This window comes from Vibrio sp. SS-MA-C1-2 (genome assembly GCF_021513135.1).
Lineage (GTDB): Bacteria > Pseudomonadota > Gammaproteobacteria > Enterobacterales > Vibrionaceae.
In genome coordinates, this window is record NZ_CP090981.1 from 1,145,053 (window position 1) to 1,165,038 (window position 19,986).

A 19,986-nucleotide genomic window follows, 5' to 3' on the forward strand; every position below is an offset into this window, starting at 1 on the left:
GGCATTAATTGAGCCTAATACTCTTTATTTAGAGTGGAATTGTTCACATGCCATTAAGGTATTTTCTATTAATGTAGCCACCGTCATAGGGCCTACACCACCGGGAACAGGACTAATATAGCCAGCGCGTTCTTTGGCTTTATCAAACTCAACATCACCAATTAATTTACCATTTGTACCACGGTTAATCCCGACATCTAATACAACGGCTCCAGGTTTAATCCATTCACCCGGAATAAAGTTAGGCTTACCAACAGCAACAACAAGAATATCTGCTTGGCGAACATGCATTTCTAGATCTTGGGTAAAGCGATGACAAATTGTTGTCGTACAACCTACAAGAAGAAACTCTAAACTCATTGGTCGTCCAACAATATTTGAAGCTCCAACCACAACAGCATGCTTACCTCGAGTTTCAATATTATAGCGTTCAAGTAATGTGATGATGCCTTTGGGTGTACATGAGCGCAATTTAGGAATACGTTGACAGAGGCGACCGACATTATAAGGGTGGAAGCCATCGACATCTTTTTTCTGGGGAGATCGACTCTAATACTTTTACAGAATCAAGCCCAGCTGGAAGCGGTAGTTGAACTAAAATTCCATCAATAGTGTCATCGTTATTTAATTCATCGATCAGAGCGAGAAGATCTCTCTCATTAGTCTGGATCGGAAGATCGTAAGATTTAGAGATAAACCCAACTTCTTCACAGGCTCTTCTTTTACTTCCTACATAAATTTGAGATGCTGGATCTGCACCGACAAGGATAACTGCAAGTCCCGGCGCTCGATGGCCACTTTCTAGGCGAGCTTTTACTCGTGCCGCTACTTCCTCCCTAACTGTTTTTGAAATTAACTTTCCATCAATAATATGAGCAGACATACAATTCCTATTTTAATGACGTGGAGGGTGTGATTGTCGCAGAAAGTAACAAGGCTGTCAGTAGTTGTTTAATATCGATTACAGATTAAGCAAGTAGTTAAAATGATTTAAGTTATCTATTGACGAAAAGGTTCAGCTCCGTATAATCGCCATGTACCAAACAGTGCGCCCTTAGCTCAGTTGGATAGAGCAACGGCCTTCTAAGCCGTGGGTCACAGGTTCGAATCCTGTAGGGCGCGCCATTTTGGTGACAAACCCCTGATTACTCTTTGAGTTGTCAGGGGTTTGTTGTTTCTGATAGTACAACCTATGAACTCTTTTCCTTCCTAATATTTATCCTGATACTTTTCCTATCCTTTTTTAATCAGGGTTTTCGGTATATTAAGCCATCTCACAAGTACTGAATGAGCGAATAGAAAAAAACCGCAAACCCCTGAATTAGTCTATTGGACTAAGGAATTTGCGGTTAATTTTTTATTTACTGAATTGCTAGTGTTGTTTACTGAGACTCTAGCACTAATTGTTCAATTATAAATTATGAGTTAATTTATACATTGCTGCGATATTACGAGAGGTATTCTCAACATTTATTGCCCCCTCTTTCAATGCTTCTTCTAAAGAAACTGAACGAGGTACAACACTAAATATGGTATCAATACCGTGATCGTGCACAACGAAACTATCATCAGTAAGGCACCCAGCAATACCGATGACTGGTAGGTTAAATTTCTTAGCAGTACGAGCCACCCCAATCGGTGTTTTGCCGTGGATTGTTTGGCTATCAATGCGACCTTCTCCCGTAATAACTAAGTTGGCATCTGCAACAACATCAGATAGATTAACTGCATCCATGACAATTTCGATGCCTGGTCGTAACGTAGCATTAAATAAGCCAATTAAAGCTGCACCTAAACCACCTGCAGCACCTGCACCAGCAACATCTTTAATATCTTTATCTAACTGGAACTTAATGACGTTTGCAAAATGAGCAAGATTATTATCGAGTGTTTGAACCATATCTTGAGTCGCACCTTTCTGAGGGCCGAACACATGAGATGCTCCTTTTTCACCGCAAAGTGGGTTATCAACATCACAAGCCACTTCTAGTTTCACATTGGCTAAACGAGGATCTAAACCATCAGTATTGATAGTTGCAAGTTCAGATAATGTACCACCACCGAACCCCAGCTCCTTACCGTTAGCATCTAAGAATTTAATTCCTAATGACTGTGCCATACCGATACCAGCATCATTTGTTGCACTACCACCAATACCGACAATAATATGTTTTACACCACGATCAAGTGCTGCTTTAATTAGCTCACCTGTGCCGTAAGTTGTTGTATATAATGGGTTACGTTTTTCTGGTTCAACAAGATGTAAACCAGATGCGGCAGCCATTTCAACAATGGCTGTTTCGCCATCACCCATTAAGCCATAAAAGCCTGTGACTTGATTGCCAAGTGGTGCTGTTACTTGTTGTTCAATAATTTGACCATCAGTTGCATCAACAAGAGATTGAACGGTCCCTTCTCCACCATCAGCCATTGGTAGTTTTACATATTCAGCATCGGGTAAAACTTGTTTAAAGCCAGCTTCGATCGCGGTTGCAACTTCCATTGCGGTTAAACTTTCTTTATATGAGTCTGGAGCAATAATAATTTTCATAACTAAAAACCTTTAACTTTAATCAAGTGACTTAAACGAAGAAACCAAACACACCAAAGATTAGTGTCGAGATTGTTGCGATAACCAGACCAACGGCAGATTCATAAGGAACAAGCTTTAGACGCTCTTTGATATCCATGTGAACTGAACCTCCCGTTGAGTGGAAGAAGCTACCGTGAGGCATGTGGTCAAGTACTGTTGCACCCGCATGAATCATTGCTGCACCCGCTAGAGCTGGAACACCAAGTTCTAAAATAGTATGACTAAAGACGCTAGCAGCAACGGCTGTACCTGCGGTTGTCGATGCGGTTGCAAGAGACATCATTGCACCTGAGATAGGAGCTAATAAGTATGAAGGTAAACCAGAGACAGTTAATACGTCGATAAGACCGGTTTTTAGTGCCGAGTTAGCAATGATGCCAGCAAGAGTACCTGTACCCAATAACATAACGGCAACGGGAGCCATGCGAGACAAACCAGATACTGCGAAGTGGTTAACATCTTTAAAGCGCTTCATTGCAACGGCACCTAACAGACCACCAAGAGGTAAGGCAATAAGTGGGTCAACATTGATACCAGCTAGAGGACGCAATGCGAGTAGGCCGATAGCCACTAAAGGTGCAACGATTGATGGACCAAAACCAGGCAGACGGCTAGTATCAACAGCGACAACTTCATGCTCTTTTACTTTAGTTCCTTTATTGACTAATTTTTTAGCAATAAAGTAAGCGAAGAACATACCACATAAACCCGGAATGATACCCGCAGCCATGACAGAAGTTAGAGGAACATGGAATGCATCAGAAGCGGCAATTGCATTTGGGTTTGGTGACATAACGTTACCGGCTTTACCACCACCAATCATCGCAAGTAAGATTGCCATTTTTGATAGATCAGCACGGCGAGCGATTGCTAATGCGATTGGTGCAACGGTGATAACAGCAACATCAACAAAGACACCAACTGCAGTTAGAATCATTGTTGCTACTGCTAGAGCTAATAGAGCACGTGTTTCGCCAACTTTCTTTACAATCGTTTCAGCGATAGAGGTTGCTGCGCCTGATTCAATAAGGACACCAGCTAGAACACCTGCTGCTAAGATACGAAGTACTGCAGTGACAATGCCTTGAGCACCCCCAATCATTAGTTGAACGGTATCTGTTAACGATACACCACCAACGATACCACCGATAAGTGCACCGATAATCATACCGTATGCAGGTGGGACTTTTTTCAAAATTAATACGATGGCAACAACAAGTGCAGCTAATGCGCCTAAAATGGATACTTCAACCATGTTCTTATTTCCGATAATGAATAAACTGACAACTAATTTATCCGTGAATCAAGAAACAGTCTTTAGGCATATGAACAAATGTTAAGAGAGGATAGTTTCTACTTTTGTGCAAGTTGCACATTTTTATTCTTTTTCACCTGACATTAATGTTGCAATGTAAAGGTGAGTTCTGTCATGTATCTTGTTGATATCCAAGTTGGTTTTTTCGGTTATTTTGTCTAGTCGATAACGGAGAGTGTTACGGTGAATATGTAGCACTTTGCAAGTTTGAGCTGTGTCACAGTTCTGATCGAAAAAAACTTTCAATGTTTTGATTAAGACCCGATTTGCATTGGTATCATCCATTTTTGCCAAAGGAATGAGTAATTGAGGATAACGCCATGAGCTTTTTTTAAGCCAGAAAGTAGGACAGTAAGGGAGTGATCTTCATAAAACATCACTCGATCTTTTTCTGATGTCATTGTCATGGTCGCTTTGGCAGTTAAATAGGAGAGGGCAAGCCCTTTGAGCCCAGGAAAGTAGCCACCCATAGCGATATTAATAGTGAATTTTTCTTGTTTTGCAATTTGATTGATCAGTTGGGTCGTTTTTTTTATTTCTCGCTCTTTTTCCCACTCACCATTTTTGAGTGTGACCGGTTTTAATACCATGACTTCATTATTCATTACTGAGCTAATGGCAACTAAATTATTTCGCTTGGGATACTCAAGCAGTTCGACTAATCGTTGCAGGTGGTTCAGTGAAAGTGCTTGTCCTTTTACTGATATTATTTTAATGACACAAGCTACACGAGGCTGTTCAATATTGAAATCTAAACGATTTGCAATTGATGTCAGCTTATCTTCGCTTAATTCACGGTTAACTAATTGTAGAATTAGCTCTTCTTCATGTCTTTTTTTCCATTGAGATTCAGAGATAAGAGCGGCTTGTTCAATAATGAGCTCTGCACTCATTTTAACTAATTCACCATATTGTTCGACTTCAGAAAGTGATCCTGAAATACCGACAACACCGATAATTTTACCTTTCAAGAGAATAGGGAGGTTGATTCCCGGCTTCACTCCTCTCAGTTGCTGTGCTGTCGCTTGATCAATTTCAACAACCCTGTTCTCATTGATTGCAATAATGGCGCCTTCATGACGATAACCTAAACGAGCACCTTCTCCTGACCCTATAATAATTCCATTTTCGTTCATCACATTAATTGAGTGCTTAATGATCTTCATTGAACGTTCAACAATTTGATTGGCAATAGTCGAAGTTAGTTGCATTGTTGGCTCGCTTTTAAAGAAAACTATAAATAAAAGATTTATTTCATTTTATACGATTTTAAGAAAAGACGCTGAAATGACGGTTATATTTTCAGCTAATTAATCCTGTTTTACTGTAGAGGATGCGTTTTTTTATTCAAATCGATAAAAATTTAACTTTATTTTAGTTTATGCCTTGAAAATGATAAAAGGTGACCATACTTCACAGTTAACTTATGTTTCTTCGAGTGCTTCTCGACTCATAGGGCAAGCATCGTTATAATGCTGCGTCTTATTTCTACCCTCATTGTAGGGGGATGAAATCAAATTCAGGTATTACGGCTGTTATATCGTAATATAATAAGAAAGCCACTTTCGCCAATAGGCTAGTCTGGCAATACAACTCAGCTTAAACTGAGTCCGTTTTGAGGTTAATTAAAATGCAAGTTTCTGTAGAAACCACTCAAGGCCTAGAGCGCCGTATGACAATTACTGTTCCATCTGAAGCTGTTGAAAAAGCAGTTCAAAAGGAACTACGCAACATTGCTAAGAACCGCCGCTTTGATGGTTTCCGTAAAGGTAAAGTTCCAATGAAAATGGTTGATCAAATGTTTGGTCAATCTGTTCGTCAAGATATCTTAGGCGAAACTATGCAGCGTAACTTTATCGATGCTATCGTTAAAGAGCAGATCAACCCTGCTGGTGCTCCAACGTTCATGCCAGTATCTTTTGGTGCAGGTGAAGAACTTGTATTTACAGCAACTTATGAAGTATTCCCTGAGATTGCTCTAGCTGGTCTAGAAACAATCAAAGTTGAGAAGCCAGTTGTTGAAGTTAAAGATGCTGATGTTGAAGAGATGATTGAAACTCTTCGTAAGCAACAAGCAACTTGGGCTGAAGTTGAAGAAGCAGCGAAAGAAGATAGTCGTGTAACTATTGATTTCACTGGTACTATCGACGGTGAAGTATTCGAAGGCGGTAAAGCAGAAGCATTCCCACTAGAGATGGGTGCTGGTCGCATGATTCCGGGTTTCGAAGACGGTATTGTTGGTAAGAAAGCAGGCGAAGAGACAACTGTTGAAGTAACTTTCCCTGAAGAGTACCACGCTGAAAACCTAAAAGGTAAAGCAGCATCTTTCGCAGTTAAAGTGATTAAAGTTGAGCAGCGTGAGCTTCCTGAACTAACTGAAGAGTTTGTTCAGCGTTTCGGCGTAGAGAACGGCGATGTTGAAGGTCTTAAAGCTGAAGTTCGTAAGAACATGGAACGCGAAATGAAGCAAGCTGTTCAAGCTCGCATCAAAGAGCAAGCAATCAACGGTCTTGTTGATGCTAACGAACTAGATGTTCCTTCTGCTGCTGTTGAGCAAGAAGTTAATGCACTGCGTGAGCAAGCATATCAACGCTTTGCAGGTCAAATGCCTGAAGGTCAAAAACCTGAGCTTCCACGTGAATTGTTTGAAGAACAAGCAGTACGTCGCGTGAAAGTTGGGCTATTATTAGGAGAGGTTATCTCTTCTAATGAGCTTAAAGCTGATGACGAGCGTGTTAAAGCAATGATCGCTGAAATGGCGTCAGCTTACGAAGATCCATCAGAAGTGATTAAATACTACGAGAACAACGAGCAAATGATGGGTAACATGCGTAACGTCGCTCTAGAAGAGCAAGCGGTTGACGCAATCCTTGAAAAAGCAGAAGTATCTGATGTTGAAGTTCCATTCACAGAACTTATGAACCAACAGCAAGCATAATTTGTTTTTTTAAGTAGCGATTTACTGAACATCATCTGCTTACAATGACTCGTGTGAGTATTTCACTCGAGTCATTTATTTTAAGAGGGATATAAAAAATATGAGCTACCAAGAAAACAACGCAATGTCACCAATTGTTGATGCATTAGTACCAATGGTTGTCGAGCAGACATCGCGAGGTGAACGTTCTTATGACATCTATTCACGTCTATTAAAAGAACGTGTTATTTTTCTGACCGGTCAAGTCGAAGACCACATGGCAAACTTAGTTGTTGCTCAGTTGCTATTTTTAGAGTCAGAGAATCCAGATAAAGATATCTTCTTATATATTAACTCTCCTGGTGGTTCAGTGACTGCAGGCATGTCTATTTATGACACTATGCAGTATATTAAACCGAACGTGAGTACAGTATGTATGGGGCAAGCTTGTTCTATGGGTGCCTTCTTATTAGCTGGTGGAGCTGAAGGTAAGCGTTACTGTTTACCAAATTCACGAGTGATGATTCACCAACCATTAGGTGGATTCCAAGGTCAAGCTTCAGATATTCAGATCCATGCTCAAGAGATTCTGCATATCAAGAAAACATTAAATACAATTCTTGCTGGTCATACCGGTCAACCGCTTGACATTATCGAGAAAGATACAGACAGAGATAACTTTATGTCTGCAGATCAGGCTGTTAAGTATGGTTTAGTCGATTCTGTATTAAATAAACGAGATTTAGTTTAACGTTAATTGTTCTTTGAAGTGGCTCTATTTGAGTCACTCATCTATAACTGATAACGGTAAACTAAAATAATTAAAGTCTTCTATATGAGGTTAGCGAATGACAGATAAGAGTAAAGACAGTGGCAAATTGCTTTACTGCTCTTTCTGCGGCAAAAGCCAACATGAAGTTCGTAAACTGATTGCGGGTCCATCTGTTTATGTCTGTGATGAATGTGTCGAGTTGTGTAATGACATTATTCGTGAAGAGATTAAAGATGTGATGCCTAAGCGTGAAAGTAGCGAGCTACCTACACCACAAGAGATTCGCACTCACTTGGGCGATTATGTTATCGGTCAAGAGCACGCGAAAAAAGTATTATCTGTAGCCGTTTATAATCACTATAAACGCTTACGTCATGGTGATACTAATAATGGTGTAGAACTAGGTAAAAGTAATATTTTGCTAATTGGTCCAACAGGTAGTGGTAAAACGTTACTGGCAGAGACGTTAGCGCGTCTACTGGATGTACCATTCACAATGGCTGATGCAACTACATTAACTGAAGCCGGTTATGTTGGTGAAGATGTTGAGAATATCATTCAGAAGCTTCTTCAAAAATGTGATTATGATGTTGAGAAAGCACAGCGCGGTATTGTTTATATCGATGAGATTGACAAGATTTCTCGTAAATCTGACAACCCATCTATTACCCGTGATGTTTCAGGTGAAGGTGTTCAGCAAGCATTATTGAAGTTGATTGAAGGTACTGTTGCCTCTGTTCCGCCACAAGGTGGACGTAAGCATCCTCAACAAGAGTTCTTACAAGTTGATACTTCTAAGATTCTATTTATCTGTGGTGGCGCATTTGCGGGTCTTGATAAAGTCGTAGAGCAACGTGTTGAAAAAGGTTCTGGCATTGGTTTTGGGGCGGAAGTTCGTTCTAAATCAGAAGAGAAAAAAGTCGGCGATCTGTTACAGCAAGTTGAACCTGAAGATTTGGTTAAATATGGCTTGATTCCCGAGTTTATTGGCCGATTACCTGTCGCCGCAACGTTAACTGAGCTTGATGAAACCGCATTGATTCAGATCCTAAAAGAACCTAAGAATGCATTGACTAAACAATATGCAGCGCTTCTTGATCTTGATGGTGTTGAGCTTGAGTTTCGTGATGATGCATTAAATGCGATTGCTAAAAAAGCCATGGATCGTAAAACAGGTGCTCGTGGATTGCGATCAATTGTTGAAGCAGCACTACTGAATACGATGTTTGATCTACCTTCTGCCGATAATGTGAGTAAGGTTGTTGTTGATGCTTCAGTGATCAATGGCGAATCAGAACCTCTGCTTATTTATAAAGAAGAAGAGCAAGCTCAAATCAGTCAAGCGGAATAACGCTAAGATAAGCTGAACATGCTTGTTTAATTTATCTTAAATATATCCTTCATACTTGAAGTCGCTAGGTTGTTGGCTGTACTCGTTCGCCTACTAGCAACTCCAATTATTTTAGGTATAGAAAAGGAGGCATTAGCCTCCTTTTTACTCCTATCTATTTTATCCTTTCTTTGTTTCTTAACTAATTGATATTATTTAGTTAAGTGTCGTGATGATTTCTTTTATTGTGCTAGATTGAGTTTATGCTATTGTGAGTATAGCGTGAAGTTACACGGCACAATTTATCATCAGCTATTGGATTGTAGTGATTAAGGGATATACTTTTTACTTTAAGAGTATACAAATGATAATTTAGAATAATTAAAAGGAGTTTATTATCATGCAGAAAGAAGAAATGAAGTTAAACAAAGCCAGTACTGAAGAGACGTTAGAGTCCTTGGATTCATTAGAGGCAGGTTTGTATGTCAGTGAAAATTACACTAAAAAATCTGATGAACAAGAATAATCAATTGATAATCTAGTGCTGTTAATTTGTAATGTAAATTACAAATTAAGCTCAGCGTTAAATGAATAATCGGCTAAATAGTTGTCAATAAACCATTTGATCAATAAAAACACCCTCGTTCTTATTTGAAGTGGCTCGACTAGATTGATAGTAATTCGCTCTGCTTTTATTCGCCCCAATTATATATACCCTTCATACTTGAAGTCACTAGGTTGTTGGCTGGACTCGCTCGCCCCAATCATATAGTACACCTATACTCACGGGGCCTCACTTACTTGCAGTCAACTAGCAACTCTAATTATTTTAGGCATCCATCGATTATTTTAAATCATAAAGGTTAAAGCTGTTCTATCTCATAGCTTAAGTTAATTTGAGATTCACAGGTTTTGATTTCAGTCTGAAAACGGTCAAGCCAGACTTTTTGGTCTTTCGATGCATTATCTGACCAATCTTTTATGACATTGTCACTTGATAGTTTAAAAGCCTGTTTTTCACTTTGTGAAGGATTATAAATTGTGCCATTTTTCTCTATAAATGCTTGATAAGCGGTGTACTCATTATGCTTTGGATAAGATAAAAGGTATTGATTTTGAGCATCAATAGCATCAAGCACAATGCGTTGTAATTCATTTGGCATAGACTTGAACTTAGTATCATTCATTACCCACGCTCCGCCCATATATGCATGACCATCTAGAATTAGATAATCTAGACTTTCATGTAATCGACTCTGAATTATATCTACAATCCCATTTTTAGTCCCATCAACAACACCTGTTGATAAAGCAGTATAAACTTCGGGAAAAGCGATGGGTGTGGGTGCGCCATCTAAAGAAGCGACCAAGTCTTGTTGAATTTTTGCTGGAACAGTTCTTAGCTTAAGTCCTTTAATATCCTCTGGTGATTTTATCTGCTTATCTGTGGTAGCAAAGCTACGCCAGCCTCCAGAGTTAGATACCATCATTAATCGGACATTAGGAGCTTGATTTAAAATATTCTGGCGTACATCTTTAATAAATTCTTTGTTGTTATAAACACATTCAGCAACACGGTCATTAGGTAATAAATAAGGAAGATCAAAAGCTTCTGCAGGCTTCCAATAATGAGCAATTTCTGACACCGTTGTTGGGAAATAATCAAAAATCCCCGCTTGTACTCCAGCAATACACTCTTTACCGGTACCACAAACTTGCCCACTTGGGTAAATATTAACTTCAATTAGATTATTTGATCGAGTTTCTACATGGTTTTTAAAAACCAATAACGATTGATGATTATACCCTTCTGGGTTAGTTAAATGCGGGACATTAAATTGGTATTTAGCCGCCGTCACTGATGTTGAAACAAGTAACCCGAGAAGTAATGGTGTCATTTTTTGTAATTTCATATCATTCCCTTTGATGCGTTGATCATTTGTGAATTAATTTTGACATTGGCGATCAGTTTCACATAGGCTTGATGTCTCATTTTGATCTTTATTGTTGTTTTATTCTCAAGCTTGAGATGTCGGTTACATAATGAATTATGATTTTAATCTCATATCAATAACAAGATTCTCTTTAATTCTCGGGTATTTTCTCATTAATTAATGACTGACTATCTTTAAGTATGAAGGGGAAGTCATCGAATAGGTCATCATAGATTTGTCAATCTAGGCACTATTTTTTAGTTTCGAATAGCGACTTTTTTTGATAGTGATAAAAATAGTCATAAAGAGCTGAAAAATGTAAAAATTGCCTTATTTTTCATCTATCAGCCAATTTTTTAACTGTTTACTAAATAAAAATCACTTTATCGTTGAATAAATCCACTTAACCCCCATATACTCGATAATACCCCCTAAAACGGAAAGAGATAATTATATGAACTTGGAGCGTTCTGAGCGCATTGAAATCCCGGTATTACCACTCCGAGATGTTGTTGTATATCCCCATATGGTCATTCCCCTATTCGTGGGGCGAGAAAAGTCGATTCATTGCCTAGAAACTGCGATGAATAATGATAAACAGATTCTGTTAATAGCCCAGCGTGAAGCCGTGACAGAAGAGCCAACCATTGATGATTTGTATTCTGTTGGTACTGTTGCGACGATTCTACAATTATTAAAGCTTCCTGATGGTACCGTTAAAGTGTTGGTTGAAGGTCAGCAACGCGCTTATGTTGATAATTTAAAAGAAGATGAGTTCTTCATTGCAGAAGCGCATTTTCAAGTAACACCTGAAATTGATGATCGTGAAGAAGATGCATTAATTCGTTCGACGATCAGCCAATTTGAGTCTTTTATTAAACTCAATAAAAAGATTCCACCAGAAGTCCTTACCTCATTAAATGGGATTACCGACGCAACACGCCTCGCCGATACCATTGCTGCCCATATGCCGCTTAAGTTAGAAGATAAGCAGAAAGCATTAGAAGTGGTTGATGCAGCAGAACGTTTACAGTTCTTAATGGCGCAGATGGAGTCTGAGATTGATCTACTTCAAGTTGAAAAGCGAATTCGCGGTCGAGTGAAGAAACAGATGGAAAAATCTCAACGCGAATATTATCTTAACGAACAGATGAAAGCGATTCAAAAAGAGTTGGGTGATCTTGATGATGCACCTGATGAGTTTGAAGCGTTAAAACAGAAGATCGAAGACGCCAAAATGCCTGCAGAGGCAAAAGAGAAGACAGAACAAGAGCTGCAAAAGCTTAAGATGATGTCTCCGATGTCGGCAGAAGCAACGGTTGTTCGTAGTTATATCGATTGGATGATTTCTGTACCTTGGACTAAACGATCTAAAGTGAAGAAGAGTTTAGCTAAAGCTGAAGAAATTTTAAATTCAGATCATTACGGTTTAGAGCGTGTTAAAGAACGTATTCTTGAGTATTTAGCCGTTCAAGCTCGAATCAATAAGTTGAAAGGTCCAATCCTCTGTTTAGTTGGGCCTCCTGGTGTTGGTAAAACATCATTAGGTCAGTCTATTGCTAAAGCGACAGGACGTAAGTATACCCGCATGGCGCTGGGTGGTGTTCGTGACGAAGCTGAGATCCGTGGTCATCGTCGTACTTATATTGGCTCGATGCCGGGTAAGTTGATTCAGAAGATGGCAAAAGTTGAAGTGAAAAATCCATTATTCTTATTGGATGAGATCGATAAGATGTCATCAGATATGCGTGGTGATCCCTCTTCAGCGTTACTTGAAGTACTAGATCCTGAGCAAAATAGTGCGTTTAATGACCATTATCTTGAAGTTGATTACGATCTTTCTGATGTGATGTTTGTTGCGACCTCTAACTCAATGAATATTCCCGGACCGCTACTTGATCGAATGGAAGTGATTCGCTTAAGTGGTTATACCGAAGATGAAAAACTCAATATTGCTAAGCGCCACTTGTTAAATAAACAGATTAAGCGTAACGGTCTAAAAGAGAGTGAAATCACGGTTGAAGATTCAGCATTGATTGGCATTATTCGTTACTATACTCGAGAAGCTGGTGTACGTAGTCTTGAACGTGAGATTTCAAAATTATGTCGTAAAGCGGTTAAAGAGATCTTACTCAATGAAGAGTTGAAACAAGTTACAATTAATCTAGATAACCTAAAAGATTACTTAGGTGTTCAGCGTTGTGATTACGGCAAAGCTGACGAAGAGAACCGTGTTGGTCAAGTAACTGGCCTAGCTTGGACTGAAGTCGGTGGCGATCTATTGACGATTGAAGCTGAATCTATGCCAGGCAAAGGTAAAATGACGCAAACGGGCTCTTTAGGTGATGTAATGCGTGAATCGATTCAAGCCGCAATGACCGTTGTTCGTAGTCGAGCGAAGAAACTGGGTATCGATGAGAGTTTTTATGAGAAACGCGATATCCATGTTCACGTTCCTGAAGGTGCAACGCCGAAAGATGGCCCAAGTGCCGGCATTGGCATGTGTACTACGCTAGTTTCAAGCTTAACGGGTAACCCTGTTCGTGCAGATGTTGCGATGACAGGTGAAATTACATTACGTGGTGAAGTGCTCCCAATTGGTGGTTTAAAAGAGAAATTATTAGCTGCGCATCGGGGGGAATTAAGACTGTTATTATTCCAAAAGAGAACGAACGTGATCTTGAAGAGATTCCTGCAAATGTGATTGCTGATCTGAAAGTGAAGCCTGTTCGTTGGATTGATGAGGTTTTAGAGCTTGCATTAGTCAATAATCCGTTAGGAATTGAGCTTGAGAGTAAGTAACGCGTAAAAATAACAGTGAAAGATAGGCTGAACCATATTAAGATAGGTTCAGCGTATCAAGATTGTTAATTATTAATAATTTATAAAGATGATTTTAATTATTGATAACTTTGAACTTTATAACTAGATAGGATGGATAGTGTGAATAAATCTCAATTAATTGATCAAATCGCAGAAAAAGCAGATATCTCTAAAGCAGCGGCAGGACGTGCACTTGACGTCTTTATTGAATCAATCACTGACACATTAAAAGAAGGTGAGCAGGTTTCACTTGTTGGCTTTGGTTCTTTCTCTGTTAAAGATCGTGCGGCTCGAATTGGTCGTAATCCACAAACAGGTGCTGAGATTGAGATCGCGGCAGCAAAAGTTCCTGGTTTTAAAGCAGGTAAAGCATTAAAAGATGCGCTAAATTAAGTTAAAATAGACACCGATGTACGGTGATCTTAATTATCTTCTTTAGAAGCTACACCATAGAATGAGAATAGCGCATCAATAACCGATGCGCTTTTTTATACTGTGATCAAAATTAGTAGTCATTTTGTTGTATAAGTCATCTTAAACTTTATTTTTATTTTTATTTTTCGCGTCCAATATAGGAGTAACGTCACGTTATGATGGATCGACTAAGAGAGGGTGCTAATAGTCTTGTTATTAAGATTATTCTGGGCATCATTATTTTCTCCTTTGTTTTTGCTGGTGTAGGAAGCTATTTAGGTGGCGGCTCAGAACAGATTGCAGCAAACGTTAATGGGACAAAGATCACGCAACGTCAATTTGAAAGAACTTATCAAAATGATCGTAACCGTATGCAGCAGCAATATGGTGATGCATTCAATCAACTTGCAGGAAATCCAGCTTATATTCAGCAATTGAGAAAAAGTGTCTTAAATCAGATGGTCAACAATTTGCTTCTTGATCAACAAGCCAGTGATTTAGGTTTACGTGTGAGTGATGAGCAGATTAAGCAAGCTATCTTCCAAACTCCACAATTTCAGGTTGATGGTAAGTTTAATAACGATAGCTATATGGCACTCATCCGCAACATGGGCATGACGCCTGATATGTTTGCTGAGCAGATGCGCCTTGATATGACCCGTAATCAGTTAATTGCTGCAGTTGAAGGCTCAGAGTTCACACTACCAAGTGAAACAGACCATGTATTTAAACTACAAGGCCAAGAGCGTGCTATTCGTACTGCGATCATTAAGAGTGATGACTTTAACAATAAAGTGATTGTCAATGATGATGAAATTCAAAAGTTTTACGACGATAATCAACAAATGTTCATGCGTCCAGATCAAGTTAAAATGGCCTACATTGAACTTTCTGCTGATAAATTAAAAGATACTGTTACTGTTTCGGATAAAGAAGCTAAAACGTATTACGATGAAAATATCAGTAAATACAGCACAACCGAAGAGCGCGATGTTAGCCATATTTTAATTAAAGGCGATTCGAGTGATGCGAAAGCAAAAGCAGAAAAGCTACTTACTGAATTAAAAGCGGGTGCAGACTTTGCGACTTTAGCAGAAGATAATTCAGATGACTACAGTGCTAAAAATGGTGGTGATTTGGGTTGGATTGAGCGTGGTGTAACCGATCCTGCCTTTGAAAAAGCAGCATTTGGATTAAAGAATGCCGGTGATTTCACTGACGTTGTTAAGTCTGATTTTGGTTATCATATTATTGAGCTTAACAAGGTTAAAGCGCCTGACGCTAAACCATTTGAGTCAGTGAAAGAATCTATTATTGCTCAAATTAAAGATAAGAAAGCAATTGATGAGTTCTATCAGCTACAAACAAAACTGGCGGATAAAGCGTTTGAATCTCCAGATAGTCTAGATGATGCAGCGGCAGCCATTAATGCTAAAGTAGAGACGACAGACTTTATTTCACCTGAAAGTGCAAAAGGTACGCTAGCTGACTCTAAAGTAATGAGTGCTGCATTTAGCTCTGATGTTCGAGATCAAGGGCTAAATTCTGATGTGATCGATTTAGGTTCTGAGCACGTGATTGTTGTTCGTGTTGATGACTCTAGAGCGGCTTCTGTACGCCCTTTTACTGATGTTAAAGCAGACGTAAAAGCACGCTTAACCGCAACGAAAGCACATGATATGGCCGTTGATACTGCCGGTAAATTACTTGCAGCTTTAAAAGCTGGAGATGCAACTGAACTATTAAAAGCTGATCATGTTAGTTTTGGTGAAGAGCAAACAGTCACTCGTCAAGGTGGTATTGAAGCTGCAATTAGCCAAGTGGTATATCGTTTAGCGAAACCTGTTGAAGGTAAAGCGACATATGGTATGACGCAGAACCAACAAGGTGATAGCGTGGTTATTGAGCTTAACCAAGTGAATGATCCTCAACCATTAACGGCTGAGCAGCAAGCACAATTTGGTCAACAAGTTGGTCAAATGCAAGCTCAATCAGATTTGACTTATTCTTTAGAGTCCATGAAGAAAGCGGCATCAATTAACTCAGATATACTGGAAGGTACTGCACAGTAATCTAAGCTATATGTCATAATTAACGAGCCACTTTATGTGGCTCGTTCTATTTCTGCCCCCATAAATGCTATCTCAACTCTGTTTCTGTTTAACTATCTCTGCACATATCATTTATTTAGTTAAGAATAAAATATTCTATAGGAGAGATAATGAAACACTATCTATTATCATTTAAATCAATTGCGACATTGTTGTTGGGGACAACCTTACTCTTTTCACCTATGCTTCATGCTGAAAAGGAAGTGTCTTCAACTCAAGAATTTGAAATTACCGTTAATATTAATCAAGCGGATAGCGAAGAGCTAGATAAGCTGTTATTAGGTATTGGTCCATCAAAAGCGGATGCTATTATTGATTGGCGGGAGAAAAATGGTGAATTTATCTCTATTGATCAATTAGCGGAAGTCAGTGGAATAGGCAAAGCAACCATTGAAAAGAACAGAGAGAGAATTAAGCTTAACTAGTTGTTATAAAATAATTTTAGTTTAAGTGGTTATTGTATTTCAATAATGTAAAAAGGAAACTCACATTTGTGACTTTCCTTTTAACAACTTTTAATAGTACAATCCTTCACCATATTAATGCCTTTATTATCGATATTAACTCACTAAGAATTATTACTGAATGAATCAATTAAAATCATGGCTTAAACGATCAGGGATTGTCACGGTTTTTATCGTCATCACAGGAGTGGGGTTTGAAAGAGTCTTTAGCGTACCGAGTACAACGCAAGTATTAAACATGCCTTATCAACCGAATCAGCCTCAGCAGCAATGTCAGGCTGATCGTCAACAGATAGTCCCTCTTGATCTTGATGGTCAGCTTGATGTTACCGTCTGGAATATCTATAAGCAGAAACGTCCTGGGGTATATCGTTCACTTGAGAAGTTTACGGCTAAAAGTCAGATTACGTTGTTACAAGAAGCGAGCTTAACGCATAAAATGAAAGGCTTTATTGAGCAACACCAGTTAAATGGTAATATGGCTCGTGCTTTTGATATTCAAGGGATAACCGCTGGAGTGATGACACTAGCAACAATTCCTGCATTAAAGAGTTGTGCCTATCGAGTTAAAGAACCTTGGTTAAGGTTACCCAAGTCTGCCCTTATTTCTAGTTATCCACTTTCCAATGGCGAGACGATCATGGTGGCAAATCTTCATGGAATTAATTTTTCGATGGGATTAAAAGAGTTCTCTCGTCAGTTAAATGAAGTTAAATCAGAATTGGCGCTACATCATGGGCCGATGTTATTGAGTGGTGATTTTAATACTTGGCGTCATGAGAGAGTCTCCGTTTTAAATAACATGGTTGAATCTCTGTCATTAATACAGGTTGATTTTCAGCAAGATAATCGGATTAAAGTATTTAAGTTTCCCCTTGATCACCTATATTATCGAGGTTTAATGTTAAAAAAATCGGAAGTTCCCATGTTAGAAACTTCCGATCATAATCCATTGATTGCCAGTTTTATGTTACCGCATTAATCTTACATCTCTGTCCGTATCCTTTTGCTACCGTGATGTTAGTAACTAAATAGGATCACGATAGGCCACAAGGTATAGATGAATAACCAAGGTAGCGCAGCGATAACCAGAGATTTTGCTTTATCAAAATCAGTCCAAGTCCCTAACGCGGCATAAGTTAAAACTATATACCAAGGCATTAATAACGGGAAGCTGCTGCAATAGGCAATCCAATGGCTGGTTGGAGCTAATTTTAGTAGCCCATTTAAGCTGTTTAGATCCATCGCTGCCATGGTGATATTGTCGTTGCTAAGGCTAAAATTAACGTAACTCGCTAAATCACCAATCAACATCGGCAAGAAAATGAGGGTACTGGCTGCTACCCATTTCCAGTAACTATGCTGATGCTGGCTTGGCTTTGTCGCAATTTTTAACCATGCGGCCATTAACAGGATCATCGCGGTACGGCCAATAAAGTCCTTAATGAACTCACTTGCCAATAATACCCCTTTAACTAACCACTTACTTTGCTCTTCTGGCGTCATGCTTAATTGCTGGGATAGCACGCCATGAAGCCAGTGAAAATTGACATCCTGAAAATAGTTATTCCAGAGAATAAAGGATGATAGAAGTAGTAAGAAATAGGGCAGCCATGTCAGTTTTGGCGCATGGTAAACCGTCGCAAAAGCCGATGAGGGCGCTAAAACGACATCTCTTAATAGAGTAAATGGATTTTTTGATACTTGATTCATTTGATTAAATACTTACCTTTGTGACATCAACATACAGCTTTAATCTTTGCCCAGGTTGTAAGTAGGCATCTTGTTTAATTTGATTCCATTTGATGATGTTGCTGACAGATACTTTGAATTTATTCGCAATTGCACCTAATGAATCACCATTTCTGACTTTGTAGGTGACAGGACGAATAATTCCACCTTTCGGGGCTTTTTGCCAAATAACCAGCTTGTGACCCACTTTTAATGGATCTCTTGGACTCATACCATTCCATTTAGGTATTGATTTGTAAGAGACATTATATTTCTTCGCAATTGTCCAGAAACTATCACCAGATTTAATGGTATGCGTCATCTTAATTTTTCCACCACGGTTGGTGGATTGAATTTTCTCTAAACGTTGAGACATGCTCAATGTGTAGCTATCAAGACTCTGTGTTGATACTGGAATCATTAAGTATCGACCAACACGAATATTGTTGCTGCTTAATTGGTTGGCTTTTTTAATTAGAGCCGTTGTTGTTTTATGTTTTTCAGCAAGCACACTTAACGTATCACCAGACTTAACTTTATAGCGAATAACATTAAGGCCTTGATTATTATGACTGGCTAATTGTTGATTGAAACGGCTAACACTTCTTACCGGCAATAAGAAAGCAGTCTGTTTTGATGGTGCGGTTGCCCAACGGTTATAGCCTGGGTTGTAGCTTTGTAATTCCGTGGTTGAAATGCCGGCATAAGAGGCGGCGACAGCGAGATCCATTTGAATTTTGGGATCGACAGAAGCTAATTGCTGTTTATTCGAGATGGCAGGAATATCGAGTTTATATTTATTTGGATGCGCAATGATATCACTTAACGCTAATAATTTTGGTACATAACCGCTCGTCTCTTTAGGTAGGTCTAATGACCAATAATCGGTAGGTTTGCCTAGTGCCTTATTCTTTCTTATTGCTCTAAATACTCGACCTTCACCGGTATTATAAGCAGCTAATGCTAATAACCAATCACCATTAAACTTCTTATTTAAGTAAACCATTAAATCTAATGCGGCATCGGTAGCTTTATCGACATCACGACGACCGTCATACCACCAGTTTTGGTCTAGTCCAAAGCGAGTTGCTGTATCTGGGATAAATTGCCATAAGCCTGCAGCGCGACCATGGGAATAAGCAAAAGGATCAAATGAGCTTTCCACAATCGGAAGTAAGGCTAATTCTAATGGTAATCCTCGTGCTTCGACTTTTTCAGTGATCATATAAAGGAAAGGCTGAGCACGTTTAGAAACGGTATAAAGGTGGCTCGGGTGCTTTAGGTACCAATTTCGATAATACTTTACACGACTATTTTCTGGTACGGTCATATCCAGTTGCATACCGATACGACGCCAAACATCTTGCTGTTGTTGGGGAGTGACGACAACAGGTTCAGCTACAACGGTTTTTATTGTTGTATTTTGCTCTGCTAGCGGTGTTGAATTATCTTTTGCTGTTGCTGGACTATTGGTCTCTTTTATATTTTGACTTTGAACTTGCGTTAACTGACAACCGGCTAATAACAGCGCACTAGCACATACAATTTTGAACTTCATTTCACCTACCCTTATTAAACAAGA

Annotated in this window: 13 protein-coding genes, 1 tRNA gene and 3 pseudogenes; 10 read left to right on the forward strand and 7 right to left on the reverse strand. The window is 39.1% G+C overall.

Annotated elements, in window-relative coordinates; translation table 11 throughout:
• Positions 1-24 precede the first annotated feature (24 nt).
• Positions 25-883, reverse strand: a pseudogene (gene folD, locus L0B53_RS09835) (bifunctional methylenetetrahydrofolate dehydrogenase/methenyltetrahydrofolate cyclohydrolase FolD).
• 165 nt (positions 884-1,048) lie between these two features.
• Here folD and L0B53_RS09840 point away from each other — a divergent pair.
• Positions 1,049-1,125, forward strand: a tRNA-Arg gene (locus L0B53_RS09840).
• Positions 1,126-1,411: 286 nt separating this feature from the next.
• Here L0B53_RS09840 and L0B53_RS09845 read toward each other — a convergent pair.
• From L0B53_RS09845 to L0B53_RS09855, 3 genes and pseudogenes are all read right to left on the reverse strand, one after another.
• Positions 1,412-2,551 carry a glycerate kinase gene (locus tag L0B53_RS09845; protein ID WP_235061875.1) on the reverse strand — a complete coding sequence of 380 codons (1,140 nt, stop codon included), beginning with the start codon at positions 2,549-2,551 and terminating at the stop codon, positions 1,412-1,414.
• A gap of 31 nt (positions 2,552-2,582) precedes the next feature.
• On the reverse strand, positions 2,583-3,848 hold the full coding sequence (locus tag L0B53_RS09850; RefSeq protein WP_235061876.1) for a GntP family permease: 1,266 nt from the start codon (positions 3,846-3,848) through the stop codon (positions 2,583-2,585).
• A gap of 123 nt (positions 3,849-3,971) precedes the next feature.
• A pseudogene (locus L0B53_RS09855) lies at positions 3,972-5,119 on the reverse strand (sugar diacid recognition domain-containing protein).
• Positions 5,120-5,538: 419 nt separating this feature from the next.
• On the opposite strand from L0B53_RS09855, the gene tig reads away from it, so the two are divergent.
• From tig to L0B53_RS19395, 4 genes are all read left to right on the forward strand, one after another.
• Positions 5,539-6,846: a trigger factor gene (gene tig / locus L0B53_RS09860; protein WP_235061877.1), complete on the forward strand. Its 1,308-nt coding sequence runs from the start codon at positions 5,539-5,541 to the stop codon at positions 6,844-6,846.
• A 100-nt stretch (positions 6,847-6,946) separates the two neighbouring features.
• Positions 6,947-7,576, forward strand: a complete 630-nt coding sequence (gene clpP / locus L0B53_RS09865) for an ATP-dependent Clp endopeptidase proteolytic subunit ClpP (RefSeq protein ID WP_235061878.1) — start codon at positions 6,947-6,949, stop codon at positions 7,574-7,576.
• A gap of 97 nt (positions 7,577-7,673) precedes the next feature.
• Positions 7,674-8,948 carry an ATP-dependent protease ATP-binding subunit ClpX gene (clpX, locus tag L0B53_RS09870; protein WP_235061879.1) on the forward strand — a complete coding sequence of 425 codons (1,275 nt, stop codon included), beginning with the start codon at positions 7,674-7,676 and terminating at the stop codon, positions 8,946-8,948.
• A 379-nt stretch (positions 8,949-9,327) separates the two neighbouring features.
• Positions 9,328-9,453, forward strand: coding sequence for a hypothetical protein (locus L0B53_RS19395; RefSeq protein ID WP_260115578.1), 126 nt, complete (start codon positions 9,328-9,330; stop codon positions 9,451-9,453).
• A gap of 337 nt (positions 9,454-9,790) precedes the next feature.
• Here the strand turns inward: L0B53_RS19395 and dctP are convergent, their stop codons facing one another.
• Complete coding sequence (dctP, locus tag L0B53_RS09875; protein WP_235061880.1) at positions 9,791-10,840, reverse strand: TRAP transporter substrate-binding protein DctP; 1,050 nt, start codon at positions 10,838-10,840, stop codon at positions 9,791-9,793.
• 475 nt (positions 10,841-11,315) lie between these two features.
• Here dctP and lon point away from each other — a divergent pair.
• The 5 genes and pseudogenes from lon to L0B53_RS09900 all read left to right on the forward strand — a co-directional run bounded on the left by lon (position 11,316) and on the right by L0B53_RS09900 (position 17,655).
• Positions 11,316-13,663 (forward strand): annotated as a pseudogene (gene lon / locus L0B53_RS09880) (endopeptidase La).
• 141 nt (positions 13,664-13,804) lie between these two features.
• Positions 13,805-14,077 (forward strand): HU family DNA-binding protein, encoded by a 273-nt coding sequence (locus tag L0B53_RS09885; RefSeq protein WP_235061881.1) that lies wholly within the window; start codon positions 13,805-13,807, stop codon positions 14,075-14,077.
• 197 nt (positions 14,078-14,274) lie between these two features.
• On the forward strand, positions 14,275-16,170 hold the full coding sequence (gene ppiD, locus L0B53_RS09890) for a peptidylprolyl isomerase (RefSeq protein WP_235061882.1): 1,896 nt from the start codon (positions 14,275-14,277) through the stop codon (positions 16,168-16,170).
• Between the two features lie 149 nt (positions 16,171-16,319).
• Positions 16,320-16,634, forward strand: coding sequence for a ComEA family DNA-binding protein (locus tag L0B53_RS09895; protein ID WP_409202826.1), 315 nt, complete (start codon positions 16,320-16,322; stop codon positions 16,632-16,634).
• 160 nt (positions 16,635-16,794) lie between these two features.
• Positions 16,795-17,655 (forward strand): endonuclease/exonuclease/phosphatase family protein, encoded by an 861-nt coding sequence (locus L0B53_RS09900; protein ID WP_235061883.1) that lies wholly within the window; start codon positions 16,795-16,797, stop codon positions 17,653-17,655.
• 38 nt (positions 17,656-17,693) lie between these two features.
• Here L0B53_RS09900 and L0B53_RS09905 read toward each other — a convergent pair whose 3' ends face one another.
• Entirely contained in the window at positions 17,694-18,386 is a 693-nt protein-coding gene (locus L0B53_RS09905; protein ID WP_235061884.1) for a YIP1 family protein, read from the reverse strand.
• A gap of 4 nt (positions 18,387-18,390) precedes the next feature.
• A complete protein-coding gene (locus tag L0B53_RS09910; protein ID WP_235061885.1) occupies positions 18,391-19,962 on the reverse strand; it encodes a LysM peptidoglycan-binding domain-containing protein in 1,572 nt (523 codons plus the stop codon).
• Positions 19,963-19,986 lie beyond the last annotated feature (24 nt).

Excerpts from the sequence above, each read along its gene's own strand:
- L0B53_RS09905 (WP_235061884.1), bottom strand. The coding sequence starts at position 18,386 with ATGAATCAAGTATCAAAAAATCCATTTACTCTATTAAGAGATGTCGTT.
- clpX (WP_235061879.1), top strand. The coding sequence starts at position 7,674 with ATGACAGATAAGAGTAAAGACAGTGGCAAATTGCTTTACTGCTCTTTC.
- ppiD (WP_235061882.1), top strand. The coding sequence starts at position 14,275 with ATGATGGATCGACTAAGAGAGGGTGCTAATAGTCTTGTTATTAAGATT.
- L0B53_RS09845 (WP_235061875.1), bottom strand. The coding sequence starts at position 2,551 with ATGAAAATTATTATTGCTCCAGACTCATATAAAGAAAGTTTAACCGCA.
- dctP (WP_235061880.1), bottom strand. The coding sequence starts at position 10,840 with ATGAAATTACAAAAAATGACACCATTACTTCTCGGGTTACTTGTTTCA.
- L0B53_RS09850 (WP_235061876.1), bottom strand. The coding sequence starts at position 3,848 with ATGGTTGAAGTATCCATTTTAGGCGCATTAGCTGCACTTGTTGTTGCC.
- L0B53_RS09900 (WP_235061883.1), top strand. The coding sequence starts at position 16,795 with ATGAATCAATTAAAATCATGGCTTAAACGATCAGGGATTGTCACGGTT.
- clpP (WP_235061878.1), top strand. The coding sequence starts at position 6,947 with ATGAGCTACCAAGAAAACAACGCAATGTCACCAATTGTTGATGCATTA.
- L0B53_RS19395 (WP_260115578.1), top strand. The coding sequence starts at position 9,328 with ATGCAGAAAGAAGAAATGAAGTTAAACAAAGCCAGTACTGAAGAGACG.
- L0B53_RS09895 (WP_409202826.1), top strand. The coding sequence starts at position 16,320 with ATGAAACACTATCTATTATCATTTAAATCAATTGCGACATTGTTGTTG.
- L0B53_RS09910 (WP_235061885.1), bottom strand. The coding sequence starts at position 19,962 with ATGAAGTTCAAAATTGTATGTGCTAGTGCGCTGTTATTAGCCGGTTGT.
- tig (WP_235061877.1), top strand. The coding sequence starts at position 5,539 with ATGCAAGTTTCTGTAGAAACCACTCAAGGCCTAGAGCGCCGTATGACA.